Below are 14,085 nucleotides of genomic sequence, written 5' to 3' on the forward strand. Positions count from 1 at the left end.
AGCCTAAAAACTATGTGTTTTAAAAACTGGTGACTCGGTTTACTTCGGCAACACTGGTAACCCCTTGGATAACTTTAAGTAGGCCTGATTGACGAAGGTCACGCATCCCCTGTGCTTTGGCTTGCTCGGCAATTTGTAATGAATTGCCGCCTTCCATAATAGTGCGGGCGATTTCATCGGACATTTTCATCACTTCGTAAATACCGACCCGTCCTTTATACCCGCCAGAACAATGCTCACAGCCCACAGGCTTGTAAGTGGTAAAGCCCTGGGTTATTTGCTGTTCAGTAAACCCTAGACGCTGTAATTCATGCTCGGGAATATGCTCTGCCTCCTTACATTCAGGGCAAAGTCGCCGAGCAAGTCGTTGAGCAATAATAAGATTAACAGAGCTGGCGATATTATAGCCGGGTACACCCATATTTATTAAACGGGTTAAGGTTTCCGCCGCCGAGTTTGTGTGTAAGGTTGATAATACTAAGTGGCCAGTTTGTGCAGCTTTAATGGCAATTTCGGCGGTCTCAAGGTCGCGGATTTCCCCTACCATAACGACATCAGGGTCTTGACGCAAAAAGGAACGTAGCGCTGAAGCAAAGGTTAAACCTGCTTTTAAATTAATATGAACTTGGTTTACACCTTCAAGGTTAATTTCAACCGGGTCTTCGGCGGTAGAGATATTACGCTCGGCAGTATTGAGGATATTTAAGCCCGTATAGAGTGAAACGGTTTTACCTGAGCCTGTTGGGCCTGTTACCAAAATCATTCCTTGGGGTTTTGCCAGCATCTCAAGGTAGAGCTTTTCTTGGTCGGGCTCATATCCTAGTTTTTCAATGCCGAGCTGTGCGGAAGAGGAGTCTAATATCCGCATTACGATTTTTTCGCCCCAAAGCGTCGGTAATGTACTTACCCGAAAGTCGATTGACTTAGTGCGGGATAGTTTCATTTTAATCCGCCCATCCTGAGGGACGCGGCGCTCGGCAATATCGAGTTTCGACATTACTTTTAAACGAGCAGAAAGACGCCCTGCTAGGCTAATGGGCGGTTCGGAGACTTCATGCAAAATACCGTCGATACGAAAACGGATACGATAGCGTTTTTCATAGGGCTCAAAATGCAAGTCAGAAGCCCCTTTACGAATGGCGTCTGTAAGGATCTTATTAATGTAAATAACAATAGGCGCATCATCACTGCCATCACCAGTATTCTCCTCTGGGCGCTTATCGGTATCGGTAATCTCAATACCCGCTAAAGCAGCTTCGTCCATACCGCCTAGATCTAAACCAGTGATATCTTCTTCTAATACCTTTTCAAGGGCTCTAGCGAGCTTATCTTCTTCAACCAGAATAGCTTCGGCATGCAGTCCTGCACTAAATTGAAACTCTTCGAGGGCGGCAATATTGGTTGGATCTGAGGTGGCTATATAGAGGCGATTACCGCGTTTAAACAGGGGCAAGCAGCGATGTTTTTCTATGAGTTTTTTATTAATAAATTCTTCGGGGATGGCACTGATATCAAATTCAGCTAAATCGAGCAGCGGGGTGCCATATTCCTCATAACACAGCTCGGCAATGCTGCGGGCAGAAATTAGCTTGGTTTGAACTAAGGTCGAAACTAAGGCTTGTTTAGATTGTCTAGATTTAGCGATAGCGCTAGCTATCTGCTCTTCATTCAGCAGACCTTTACGAATAAAAAGAGTGGATAAACCTAGATGAAGACCTGTGGTTGGCATTTTTAACCTAAAATATTCGGGAGCGTGATGCTCCCGAACTGGATTTATTAACAAAGACCAGCAACTTTGCAACTACCTGAGGCAGCCCAAGTGATTGAATTGTTAGCAGGAGTACCTGTAAGGATATAAGTGTATGATTGGGTGCCGTCACCAAACGTTGGCTCAGAAGTAACAGTGATAGTATAAGGCCCAGCAGGATTTGGGATTTGGTTGGGTGGAGTGTTTACAGTATCGGATGGATCATCCATCAAAGCAGCATCAATATCTACACTTGCAACTGAAGGTGCCGCAGCCCAATTAGTTGAAGATTCATCTAACTGTTCACAGCCACCGCCCGTCTGATAGCAAACATCAACAGCTGTTTTAGCGGGAGTAGCTGCAAGTACTACCTCGCTAAATTTTGCTCGTTGAGTATATGTTTTGTAGGCAGGTAATGCGATTGCAGCCAAAATACCGATAATGGCAACTACAATCATTAACTCGATCAAGGTGAAACCCTGAGCTTGCTTGTTTAAACCTTTATTCATTGCTTTCATTTCTTTCTCCAGCTTACGCAGTATTAATTAACAAGTTAACTTGTAGTCACCCAATGATAAGTAAAAATGTTTATTTTACAGTCACTTTTACTTATCTGTTTTACTTTTTAGCTTTAGTCACTGTGGACAGTGCTTACAACCGTTAAGCCTATACTATGTTGGCTGATAAATCGATTCAAACTGTAACAATTTACCAACATACCATCTTGTATAGGCGATCGTTTGATGTATCGTCAAATATTTTGCTGTTTAAGGTTATTAACAATGTGTTCTTTAAATGTGGCTAATCTGCTATTGAGGTCGCAAGCCGCACCAAATTACACTGATTTCTTGCTCTGGTTTCGCGCATAAAGGGTTCAATTTGCCCAAAACAATCTCACCCGTAACAGACATACCTAACTCGCTATATCTAACTCTTTTTGGCTCTTTTTGGCTCTTTTGGCAAGAAGCTATGTGTCATGAATAAGCACTTCACCTATCCCTTGCGCCAATCCTTTGCTGCCTTTCTGTATCCCTTCATGCAGTGAGTGAGATACAAAAATTCCATGTCTTTAGTGTGTCTAGCATGCCGCTATTTCCACTTCTGTAAAAGTTAGTACAAAGTTAAAAAAAAGGGAACTGCTTTTTGGTGGAAAACACTCATAAAATGATTGTTTTGTCTAAAAAATTGACATTAAAACGTATTGCGTTCTAACAAAAAATTGACATCGATACAAATGTTGGCGTTATTTAACTTTGTGTCAAAACTGTGACGTGATTTTAGCGATAATTGAGTTAGATGAGGTTTGGCGATAAACGCATTAGTTTTTAGTACTCTTTGATTGATAAAAAAGGAATGGATATCGTATAAGGTGTTTTAAATCAATTTGTTGAAGTGTTGTTTTGTTGTATCCAACATCTAGTTCTGGACAGTGTAAGGCTAACACTTTGTCTTTCTTGTTTATAATTTGGCGTAATATTGAAGCTATTTTAGCCAGTATTTATGAATTAATAGCGAAAGCGGCTAGCTTGTTTCCCCTCAGTGAGCTATATACCCCAAAAAATGGTGGTGTTTTTGTGTTTTAAAAAATGCGAAAAACGAAAATATTATAGCCATATGCCGTTTTATAGTTCGAGAAAATAACACGATAAGTGCCGAGAGTGCTTTGAGCAAAATCAATAAAGAAAAGTCAGTAAAGAATAGCTAAAAACGCTGACAAAACTCGAAGATAAAAGCGGCTTAGTGTTAAGCCGCTTTTGGTTGGGATACTCAAAGTTGGATATCTAGTGGAGCAAAGTGCTACTGATAGCCCAAGCTTGGACCCAATGAGACTAAGACTTGAGTCTGAGTGAGAGATCGAGGGCGCGAACGTGCTTTGTGAGTGCGCCGACGGAGATATAGTCAACCCCAGTTTTGGCAAATTCTGCCAAGGTATCTAAGGTGACATTGCCCGAGACTTCCAGCTTGGCACCGCTGCCTTTAGCCTTGTATTGATTATTGAGTTCGACGGCTTCAACCATCATTGTGATGTCAAAGTTATCTAACATGATGATATCTGTGCCTGAATCAAGCGCTAGTGCGAGCTCTTCTAGGGATTCGACTTCAACTTCTACGGGTTTATTCGGATGTAAGCTGCGCGCAGCATCCACCGCTTGGCGAATGCCACCGCAGGCCATAATGTGATTTTCTTTAATTAAGAAGGCATCAAACAAACCAATTCGATGGTTTTTACCGCCTCCACAGGTGACCGCGTATTTTTGAGCCGTGCGAAGTCCTGGGATGGTTTTGCGAGTATCGAGTAAGCGTGTGTGAGTGCCCGCTAACTTATCCACATAATGTTTTGTCAGCGTTGCCACTCCTGACAAGGTCTGAATAAAGTTCATTGCAGTGCGCTCGCCCGTAAGGATAGTGCGGGCTGGGCCTGATAGTTCACATAACACTTGGTTTGGTAGCACGAGATCGCCATCATCAACATGCCAGTGCAGTGCGACTTCGCCACCTAATTGATTGAAGACTTGTTCGGCCCAAGCTTTTCCGCAAAAAACTCCTTCTTCGCGGGTGATTAAGGTCGCTTCGGCATATTTATCAGCAGGAATAAGTTGGGCAGTAATATCGCCGTAGGCAATGGCTTTGCTGTGCTCGTTGATCTCGGTTCCACCAAGGTCTTCATTGAGGGCAGTTTTTACGGCGTGACGAATATCGTTCTCTAGCATGATTGGGTCCTTGCATTCTTGCATGCCAAAGATGGCGTGCTTGAAATTGCTTGCTTGCATTTAGGGCTAAGATTACCACCTAGTGCGGGTGATAAAAAGTCACAGGGAGTGGGCCGATTGAGATTATCGTGCTAACTGATGATGGTTTGGGGCGTGGCTGGTTATTTAACCTTTGTCATTGAATTGCATATATTCAGTCACTTAATGCTGTTAGAGTAGTGGCATTATGCCTGTAATATAGGAAGAGCTTATGCGCTTTGATGCCGGATGGTTGTCCTCGGCTCGACGCTGTGAGTCACCGCATTTTAACCGTCGTCCATTTGGGGAAATTAGCCTGTTGGTGATCCACAATATCAGCCTGCCTGCGGGATGCTTTGGACTTCCCTATATTGATCAATTATTTCAAGGGTGTTTAGATACTGAGGCCGATGAAAGTTTCGCCGATTTAGCGGGGCTGCAAGTGTCAGCACATTTTTTAATTCGCCGCGATGGTGAATGTGTGCAGTATGTCAGTTGTGAAGATAGAGCTTGGCACGCAGGCGTATCTCGTTATGGCGAAAGGGAAAATTGTAATGATTTCTCTATCGGGATCGAGCTTGAAGGCACAGATACTGAGCCCTATACTGCGGCCCAATATCTGCAGCTTACAGAGTTGACTCTAGCCTTATTAGCGCAGTATCCGGCATTAACAGCGCAGCGGATTGTGGGGCATTGTGACATTGCACCGATGCGCAAGACGGATCCAGGACCAAGCTTCGACTGGGAAAGGTATTTAACAAAGCTTCGCGACTTCTAGAATCTAGGATGTTGCTGCGCAACTGCTAGGACGCTCGCAAGCTCGCTCTAGAATCTAGGGCCTAAAAGGGCGAAGCCCGCTCTGTTTGTTTCTAGCCTGTCCTGCTTTTATACAAGGAGTATTACCGATGGCATTATTTTCATTACTGGTCGCCATTCTTGTGGAACGATTAAAGTTCCTTCCCGCTTCGTGGCAATGCGATCGCGTGCTGCAATCCTATCAATCCACTTTCTTTGGTGACAAAGCCTCGTTAACCAATACCAGTATGTTGCTCGCCTTAGTGTTGCCAGCCTTGGTCGTGCATGTTTTGGGTTGGGTTGCCTCTGGCATGTTCTGGGGGCTGTTAACTCTTGCCCTGTGGGTGGTGGTGGCAATTATTTGCTTTAATCATCAAAAACAGCGCGATAGCTTTAAAAAGTATATGCAGGCGGCGTGTCGCTCCGACGTGCAAGCCTGTTACCACTATGCCGCCGAATTAGATTGCAGTGAGTGTTTAGATGCGGTGTCTGAAAAAGACTTAGGCGCCAAGGTCGGGCAGAGTGTTGCTTGGATTAACTATCGTTATTACGGCGCAGTGGCATTATGTTTTATCTTCCTAGGCCCAGTTGGTGCTGTCTTATATTGCACCGCACGTTTTTATGCCGAAGAGAATGTGCGTAAATCCCTTAACCTACCGCTTATCGAAGATATTATGTTTGTCCTAGATTGGATCCCGAGCCGGGTATTTTCCTTTGGCTATGCGCTCAGCGGTCAGTTTAGTGAAGGGCTCTCGGCTTGGCGTGACCATGCCTTAAACATTAATGCGAGTGCCAGAAGGGTTGTGACAGAAACGGCGTTAGCTTCTCAGCCGCTGCCAGAGGAGTCGAGTGCACCAGTTTGTGTACAATCGACCTTGGCATTATTAGTCTTAAGTAAACGCAACTTTACTCTGATGGTTGCTGTGCTGTCGCTATTGACCATTTTTGGCTTAGTGACCTAACGCATCTTCATTATTTAGGGTTGGGCGTGTTGACGTTTCGAGATTAGATTTTGTTCGTTTTGGCAAGCACGTGCTCGCGAAACGAGGAATGAAGTGTAGTTATTCTACTCAAATGACGAGCGACAAAGAGCAAGGGCTTGCCAGGCGAACCCTTCGGGCAGCATTTGGCTGGCGTTTCTACTGCGTTATCGTCCGTTTATGTAGAATAACTACACTGCACGGACTTTGCCTTGCATAACAGCCAGCCAAATTGCTGCAAAAACAACCCTGAAACGTCAACACGCCCGAATTAATCAGGAATTGGTTCGCGACCGCTGCCAATTCCTTTTTTGTTTTTGGACGCGGGTAAAACGTCCTTTTGACGAGTTCACAAAATGGGATCCTCAGACTGTTTTTCCGAATGACTTTCGGTGAAAATGCCGTTTACTCAGAGGCTTATTTGGCATCAGCTATTCAATGTCAAATGGTCTGACCCCATAGTGATATTTTTAGGCTATGCTCTCACATCGTGAGCGGTTTTGAATGGGATCACCTTTTAAGGTCGATTTTCAATCTAGACATCAAAAGTGTGATTTGATAAAGTGCGCTCACTCATAAAAATTGGTAAGACCAATTTACAACGGAGCTGAGCGCCTAATGGCCTATAGTAAAATTAATCAGCCAAAAATTTCTGATGTGATCATGGCGCAACTCGAGCAGATGATCCTCGAAGGCAGTTTACAGCCGGGTCAGAAATTACCGCCGGAGCGCGAACTGGCCATCCAGTTTGAAGTGTCTCGCCCTTCACTGCGTGAAGCCATTCAAAAGCTTGAGGCGAAAGGGCTATTAATGCGTCGTCAAGGCGGCGGTACTTATGTCAAAGAACAACTCTGGCAGAGCCTTGCCGATCCTATCGTTGAATTAATGACTGCCGATCCAGAAAGCCAATACGACTTGCTGGAATTCCGTCATGCGACCGAAGGCATGATGGCCTATTTTGCCGCATTACGTGGCACAGACGCCGATATGCAGAATATCAAGCGTATGATCCTTGAGGTGGAAGCCGCCACCAATATCGAACAACAAGCCGCTGCGATTGTGCGTTTCTACCGCGCCGTCGCCGAAGCGTCACACAATGTGGCTATGTTGCATCTCGTACTCAGTTTAACCCCTGTGCTGCATAAGAATGTGGCGCAAAACCTGGAGCTTTTAAGCCGCCGCGAAGAAGCCTCCACTATGGCCAACGATCACAGACGTGCTCTGCTCGCTGCTATCGTTCGTCGTGATCCTGAAGCCGCCAGAGAAGCCTCGAATGAACACTTAAGTTACATCGAAGAGGTGATGTTATCTGTGCGGGAAGAAGATAGCCGGTTGCAGCGAAGTTTGCGCCGTTTAAAGAGTGGCGCTTAAGTTCCCGACTTTAGCACTCGCTAAAGCGGAATATGCCGCAAACACCATTCATCATCATGTATATAGAGAAGGACAGTGTCATGTCTGAAGATATGCTACAAGACTTAGATCCGTTAGAGACTCAGGAATGGGTTGACGCCCTGCAAGCTGTATTAGAACAGGAAGGCCCTGAACGCGCCCATTTCTTATTAGAGAAACTGATCGATAAAGCCCGTCGCAATGGCACGCACTTGCCTTACACTGCGACCACGGCCTATTTGAACACCATTCCAGCGGGTCAAGAGCCGCACATGCCAGGCAACCAAGAGATGGAACGTCGCATTCGCGCCATCATCCGTTGGAACGCCTTAGCTATGGTTCTGCGTGGTTCTAAGAAAGATTTAGAGTTAGGCGGCCATATTTCGAGTTTCGCGTCGAGCGCAACCATTTATGACGTGTGCTTCAACCACTTCTTCCGCGCGCCAAACGAGAAAGACGGCGGCGACTTAGTATATTTCCAAGGCCATATCGCCCCAGGTATCTACGCGCGTTCATTCTTAGAAGGTCGTTTAACTGAAGACCAACTGGCTAACTTCCGTCAAGAAGTGGATGGCAAAGGTTTATCTTCTTATCCGCACCCTAAGTTGATGCCAGACTACTGGCAATTCCCAACGGTTTCTATGGGGCTGGGTCCAATCCAAGCGATTTACCAAGCTCGCTTCTTAAAGTACCTGACTGACCGTGGTCTGAAAGATTGTTCTGATCAAACCGTTTACTGCTTCTTAGGTGACGGTGAGTGTGACGAGCCAGAAGCCTTAGGTGCTATCGGTTTAGCTGCCCGTGAAGAATTAGACAACTTGGTCTTCATCATCAACTGTAACCTGCAACGTCTGGACGGCCCAGTACGCGGTAACGGTAAGATCATCCAAGAACTGGAAGGCGAATTCCGCGGCGCTGGCTGGGAAGTGGTGAAAGTGATTTGGGGTCGTTACTGGGATCCATTATTGGCCCGCGATACCAGCGGTAAGTTACTGCAGTTAATGGAAGAAACCGTTGACGGTGAATACCAAAACTGTAAAGCCAAAGGTGGCGCTTATACTCGCGAACACTTCTTCGGCAAATACCCAGAAACCGCCGAAATGGTGGCGAACATGTCTGATGATGACATTTGGCGCTTAAACCGTGGTGGTCATGACCCAGTTAAAGTGTACGCGGCATTAGACCATGCGCGTAAGACTAAAGGTCGTCCAACTGTGATCCTGGCGAAAACCGTTAAAGGTTACGGCCTAGGTGATGCGGGTGAAGGTAAGAACATCGCCCACAACGTGAAGAAAATGGGTATCGAGTCTATCCGTTACTTCCGCGATCGTTTCAATATCCCAATTCCAGACGATCAGTTAGAAGATCTGCCGTTCTACCACCCAGGTCCAGATTCGGAAGAAGTGAAGTACATGATGAGCCGTCGTGCCGAGCTGCATGGCAGCGTGCCACAACGTCGTGAGAAGTTCAGCGAAGAGCTGGAAATTCCATCACTGAAGATTTTTGACTCGATTCTGCAGGGTTCTAACGGCCGTGAAATTTCATCTACCATGGCGTTTGTTCGCGTACTGACTGCACTGTTAAAAGACAAGAAGATTGGCAAAAACATCGTGCCAATTATTCCTGACGAAGCGCGTACCTTCGGTATGGAAGGTCTATTCCGTCAAGTGGGTATTTATGCTCACGAAGGCCAAAAATACGTTCCGCAAGACTCTGACCAAGTGGCTTACTACCGTGAAGATAAGTCAGGCCAAGTGCTGCAGGAAGGTATTAACGAATTAGGTGCTATGTCATCTTGGGTATCGGCTGCGACCAGCTACTCAGTGAACGATGTGCCAATGATCCCATTCTACATCTACTACTCTATGTTCGGTTTCCAACGTATTGGCGACATGGCTTGGGCTGCAGGTGATATGCGTGCACGTGGCTTCTTAGTCGGTGGTACTTCTGGCCGTACAACGCTGAACGGTGAAGGTCTGCAGCATCAGGACGGTCACAGCCACGTACTGGCTAATACTATTCCTAACTGTATTACCTACGATCCAACTTACGGTTATGAAATTGCCGTTGTGGTACAAGATGGTATTCGTCGTATGTACGGCGAGAACCAAGAAGATATCTTCTACTACCTGACCACAATGAACGAAAACTACGAGCAACCAGCCATGCCAGAAGGCGCGGAAGTTGGCATCGTTAAAGGTATCTACAAGTTAGAAACTGTTGCTGGCTCGGGTAAAGGCAAAGTTCAGTTAATGAGCTGTGGCACTATTCTTGAGCAAACCCGCAAAGCGGCTCAAGCACTGGCAAAAGACTTCGGTATTACTGCCGACGTATTCAGCGTAACCAGCTTCAACGAACTGACTCGCGATGGTCAAGCGGTTGAGCGTTGGAACATGCTGCACCCAACTGAAACGCCAAAACAAGCGTATATCAGCCAAGTGATCTCCAGTGATGCGCCTGCAATCGCAGCGACTGACTACATGAAGATCTACGGCGAGCAGTTACGTGCATACATGCCAACCGATTACAAAGTGTTAGGTACTGACGGTTTCGGTCGTTCAGACAGCCGTGACAACCTGCGTCACCACTTCGAAGTGGACGCTAAGTTCATCGTTATCGCGGCACTGAAGTCACTGGTTGATCGTAAAGAGCTGCCTGTTGATGTGTTAGCGAATGCCATCAAGGAATACGGCATCGACGCTGACAAGATCAATCCACAGTACGCGTAAGAGGCAATGAAAATGGCTGAATTAAAAGAAGTTTTTGTTCCTGATATCGGCGGCGATGAAGTACAGGTTATCGAAATCTGTGCTTCTGTGGGCGATACCTTAGCAGCGGAAGAGTCGATTCTGACCGTTGAAAGCGACAAGGCGACCATGGACATTCCTGCGCCGTTCGCGGGTGTGTTAGCCGAATTGAAAGTGGCCGTCGGTGACAAAGTAAGCGAAGGTACCTTAATTGCGATGATGCAAGCAGCGGGCACGGCTAATGTTCAAGCTGCACCTGTTGCTCAAGCTGCCGCTCCTGCGCCAGCTCCAGCAGCACCTGCTCCAGTACAAGCGGCTCCAGCCCCTGTGGCTGCCGTGCCAGCGACGGGCGCAACCCAAGTGGTTGAAGTCACTGTGCCGGATATCGGGGGTGACACCGATGTGTCTGTTATCGAAGTCTTAGTCGCCGCTGGCGATAAGATTGAGGTTGACGCTGGCCTTATCACGCTAGAAACCGACAAAGCGACTATGGACGTACCATCGCCATTCGCGGGTGTGGTAAAAGAAGTGAAAGTGGCCGTGGGTGACAAGGTTTCTCAGGGCTCATTAGTGATCATGCTCGAAGTGGGCGGCGCGGCACCTGCCGCAGCGCCACAAGCGAGCGCGCCAGCAGCCTCTGCACCTGTTGCTCAAGCGGCTCCTGCAGCGCCAGTTGCTCCAGTCGCCGCTGCAGCACCAGTGGTTGCGGTTAAAGAAATCCAAGTGCCTGATATTGGCGATGCGAGCAATGTCGATGTGATCGAAGTGCTCGTGTCTGTGGGCGATGACATTACAGTTGATCAAGGTTTAATTACCCTTGAAACCGATAAAGCGACCATGGAAGTACCAGCGCCATTCGCCGGTAAACTGTTGTCGTTAACCGTTAAAGTGGGTGACAAGGTTTCTCAAGGCAGCGTGATTGCGACGATTGAAACTACTTCTGTTGCAACAGCAAGTGCAGGCAGTGCGCCAGCGCCAGTAGCTCAAGCCGCAGCACCTGCACCAGTTGCCCAAGAAGCGGCACCGGCACCTGTTGCTGCCGCTCCTAGCCGTCCACCAGTTCCACATCACCCAAGTGCGGGTGCGCCAGTGGTAACCGGTGTGGTGCATGCGTCTCCTGCGGTTCGCCGTTTGGCCCGTGAATTTGGTGTGGACCTCACTCAAGTGACGGGTTCTGGCCGTAAAGGTCGCATCATGAAGGAAGACGTACAGGCGTATGTGAAGTACGAACTGTCTCGTCCTAAGGCGACAGCAGCAACTTCAGTTGCGGCGGGTAACGGTGGTGGTCTGCAAGTGATTGCTGCACCGAAAGTGGATTTCAGCAAGTTTGGTGAAGTGGAAGAGATTCCATTAAGCCGTATCCAGAAGATCTCTGGTCCAAACCTGCACCGTAACTGGGTAACCATTCCTCACGTGACTCAGTTCGATGAAGCTGATATCACCGAAATGGAAGAGTTCCGTAAGCAGCAGAACGACGCGGCTGCGAAGAAAAAAGCCGATTATAAGATCACTCCGCTGGTCTTTATGATGAAAGCCGTGGCGAAAACGCTGCAACAGTTCCCAGTGTTCAACTCAAGCTTAAGCAGCGACGGTGAATCACTGATCCAGAAGAAGTACTACCACATCGGTGTGGCGGTTGATACGCCAAACGGTCTAGTGGTACCTGTGGTACGTGACGTGGATAAGAAAGGCATCATCGAGTTATCTCGTGAGCTGGCCGATATTTCTGTCCGTGCCCGCGATGGTAAGCTCAAATCTGCCGATATGCAGGGTAGCTGCTTCACTATTTCAAGCCTAGGTGGCATTGGTGGTACTGCGTTTACCCCAATCGTTAACTACCCAGACGTGGCGATTTTAGGTGTGTCTAAATCTGAAATTAAGCCTAAATGGAATGGTAAAGAGTTCGAGCCTAAATTGATGTTGCCACTGTCGCTATCATACGATCACCGCGTGATCGATGGTGCTATGGCTGCACGCTTTAGCGTGACCCTGTCAGGAATTCTGTCCGATATTCGTACTTTGATTCTGTAAACAAATAAGGCTGCTCATCTTGAGTGGCCTTTTGTTTATTGTGATCAGTATCAAACACAGGTTAAAATGCGCCCACCTTACGCGCTGGCGCATTTTCGGTTGGCAGGATTACTCTCCTCCAACGGATTGAATGAGAATTAGAGGAAAACATGAGTAACGAAATCAAAACTCAGGTAGTGGTATTAGGTGCAGGTCCTGCGGGATATTCTGCTGCCTTCCGTGCGGCTGACTTAGGTCTGGAAACCGTTATCGTTGAACGTTTTAGCACTTTAGGTGGCGTGTGTCTGAACGTGGGTTGTATCCCATCTAAAGCCCTGTTACACGTTGCTAAAGTGATCGAAGAAGCCAAAGCCGTTGCTGCACACGGTGTTGTGTTCGGCGAGCCAACAATCGATTTAGACAAGTTACGCAGCTTCAAGCAAAAAGTGATCAGCCAGTTGACTGGTGGCTTAGGCGGCATGTCTAAAATGCGTAAAGTAAACGTTGTTAATGGCTTCGGTAAATTTACTGGCCCTAACAGCTTAGAAGTGACCGCGCAGGACGGTACTGTGACTGTGGTTAAGTTTGACCAAGCGATCATCGCTGCGGGTTCTCGCCCAATCAAACTGCCATTCATTCCCCATGAAGACCCACGTATTTGGGATTCGACCGACGCATTAGAACTGAAAGAAGTTCCTGGCAAACTGCTGGTCATGGGTGGCGGTATCATCGGTTTAGAAATGGGTACTGTTTACTCTTCTCTGGGCAGTGAAATCGACGTGGTTGAAATGTTCGACCAAGTGATCCCAGCGGCTGACAAAGACGTCGTTCGCGTATTCACTAAGCAAATCAAGAAGAAATTCAACCTGATCCTCGAAACTAAAGTGACCGCGGTTGAAGCCCGTGAAGACGGTATCTACGTATCGATGGAAGGTAAGAGCGCACCAGCAGAGCCAGTACGTTACGATGCAGTGTTAGTTGCTATCGGCCGTACACCAAATGGCAAGCTGATCGACGCTGAAAAAGCGGGCGTTAAGATTGATGAGCGTGGTTTCATCAACGTAGACAAGCAATTACGTACAAACGTACCGCACATCTACGCAATCGGTGACATCGTTGGTCAACCAATGTTGGCTCACAAAGGCGTGCACGAAGGCCACGTAGCGGCCGAAGTGATCGCGGGTATGAAGCACTACTTCGATCCAAAAGTTATCCCATCAATCGCTTACACAGACCCTGAAGTGGCCTGGGTTGGTCTGACTGAGAAAGAAGCTAAAGAGCAAGGTATTGCTTACGAAACAGCGACTTTCCCATGGGCAGCCTCTGGCCGTGCAATCGCTTCAGATTGCAGCGAAGGTATGACTAAGCTGATTTTCGATAAAGACACTCACCGCGTTATCGGTGGTGCTATCGTGGGTGTGAACGGTGGCGAACTGTTAGGTGAAATCGGTCTGGCAATCGAAATGGGTTGTGATGCTGAAGATTTAGCATTAACCATCCACGCTCACCCAACGCTGCACGAGTCAGTGGGTCTAGCGGCTGAAATCTACGAAGGTTCTATTACTGACTTGCCAAATCCAAAGGCAAAGAAAAAGTAATTTAGCCGAGCTACAAAAAGCGCCTTAAGGGCGCTTTTTTATTGTCTTGATAAAATTGTAACGCTAATGTGAATAAGCGGGTGAATTGAG

At 47.2% G+C, this 14,085-nt stretch carries 9 protein-coding genes; 6 read left to right on the top strand and 3 right to left on the bottom strand.

Annotation, left to right across the window (positions count from 1 at the left end; all coding sequences use genetic code 11):
- Positions 1-19: 19 nt before the first annotated feature.
- The 3 genes from pilB to nadC all read right to left on the bottom strand — a co-directional run bounded on the left by pilB (position 20) and on the right by nadC (position 4,458).
- Positions 20-1,729: a type IV-A pilus assembly ATPase PilB gene (gene pilB, locus N7386_RS02235; RefSeq protein WP_279766916.1), complete on the bottom strand. Its 1,710-nt coding sequence runs from the start codon at positions 1,727-1,729 to the stop codon at positions 20-22.
- A 47-nt stretch (positions 1,730-1,776) separates the two neighbouring features.
- Positions 1,777-2,265, bottom strand: coding sequence for a pilin (locus N7386_RS02240; RefSeq protein WP_279766917.1), 489 nt, complete (start codon positions 2,263-2,265; stop codon positions 1,777-1,779).
- Positions 2,266-3,576: 1,311 nt separating this feature from the next.
- Positions 3,577-4,458, bottom strand: coding sequence for a carboxylating nicotinate-nucleotide diphosphorylase (nadC, locus tag N7386_RS02245; protein ID WP_088211949.1), 882 nt, complete (start codon positions 4,456-4,458; stop codon positions 3,577-3,579).
- A gap of 250 nt (positions 4,459-4,708) precedes the next feature.
- Here nadC and ampD point away from each other — a divergent pair, with 250 nt between their 5' ends.
- From ampD to lpdA, 6 genes are all read left to right on the top strand, one after another.
- The gene (gene ampD / locus N7386_RS02250) at positions 4,709-5,254 is read left to right on the top strand and encodes a 1,6-anhydro-N-acetylmuramyl-L-alanine amidase AmpD (RefSeq protein WP_086903885.1); all 546 of its coding nucleotides are present in this window, start codon (positions 4,709-4,711) and stop codon (positions 5,252-5,254) included.
- Between the two features lie 127 nt (positions 5,255-5,381).
- Positions 5,382-6,233: a beta-lactamase regulator AmpE gene (ampE, locus tag N7386_RS02255; RefSeq protein WP_011627384.1), complete on the top strand. Its 852-nt coding sequence runs from the start codon at positions 5,382-5,384 to the stop codon at positions 6,231-6,233.
- 636 nt (positions 6,234-6,869) lie between these two features.
- Positions 6,870-7,622, top strand: coding sequence for a pyruvate dehydrogenase complex transcriptional repressor PdhR (gene pdhR, locus N7386_RS02260; protein ID WP_011070781.1), 753 nt, complete (start codon positions 6,870-6,872; stop codon positions 7,620-7,622).
- An 80-nt stretch (positions 7,623-7,702) separates the two neighbouring features.
- Positions 7,703-10,369, top strand: a complete 2,667-nt coding sequence (gene aceE / locus N7386_RS02265; protein ID WP_011621230.1) for a pyruvate dehydrogenase (acetyl-transferring), homodimeric type — start codon at positions 7,703-7,705, stop codon at positions 10,367-10,369.
- Positions 10,370-10,381: 12 nt separating this feature from the next.
- The gene (gene aceF, locus N7386_RS02270; RefSeq protein WP_279766918.1) at positions 10,382-12,418 is read left to right on the top strand and encodes a pyruvate dehydrogenase complex dihydrolipoyllysine-residue acetyltransferase; all 2,037 of its coding nucleotides are present in this window, start codon (positions 10,382-10,384) and stop codon (positions 12,416-12,418) included.
- Positions 12,419-12,567: 149 nt separating this feature from the next.
- A complete protein-coding gene (gene lpdA / locus N7386_RS02275) occupies positions 12,568-13,995 on the top strand; it encodes a dihydrolipoyl dehydrogenase (RefSeq protein ID WP_011621232.1) in 1,428 nt (475 codons plus the stop codon).
- Positions 13,996-14,085: the final 90 nt, after the last annotated feature.

The sequence above is a fragment of the Shewanella sp. GD04112 genome (assembly GCF_029835735.1).
Lineage (GTDB): Bacteria > Pseudomonadota > Gammaproteobacteria > Enterobacterales > Shewanellaceae > Shewanella.

Excerpts from the sequence above, each read along its gene's own strand:
- lpdA (WP_011621232.1), top strand. The coding sequence starts at position 12,568 with ATGAGTAACGAAATCAAAACTCAGGTAGTGGTATTAGGTGCAGGTCCT.
- N7386_RS02240 (WP_279766917.1), bottom strand. The coding sequence starts at position 2,265 with ATGAAAGCAATGAATAAAGGTTTAAACAAGCAAGCTCAGGGTTTCACC.
- ampE (WP_011627384.1), top strand. The coding sequence starts at position 5,382 with ATGGCATTATTTTCATTACTGGTCGCCATTCTTGTGGAACGATTAAAG.
- aceF (WP_279766918.1), top strand. The coding sequence starts at position 10,382 with ATGGCTGAATTAAAAGAAGTTTTTGTTCCTGATATCGGCGGCGATGAA.
- ampD (WP_086903885.1), top strand. The coding sequence starts at position 4,709 with ATGCGCTTTGATGCCGGATGGTTGTCCTCGGCTCGACGCTGTGAGTCA.
- nadC (WP_088211949.1), bottom strand. The coding sequence starts at position 4,458 with ATGCTAGAGAACGATATTCGTCACGCCGTAAAAACTGCCCTCAATGAA.
- pilB (WP_279766916.1), bottom strand. The coding sequence starts at position 1,729 with ATGCCAACCACAGGTCTTCATCTAGGTTTATCCACTCTTTTTATTCGT.
- aceE (WP_011621230.1), top strand. The coding sequence starts at position 7,703 with ATGTCTGAAGATATGCTACAAGACTTAGATCCGTTAGAGACTCAGGAA.
- pdhR (WP_011070781.1), top strand. The coding sequence starts at position 6,870 with ATGGCCTATAGTAAAATTAATCAGCCAAAAATTTCTGATGTGATCATG.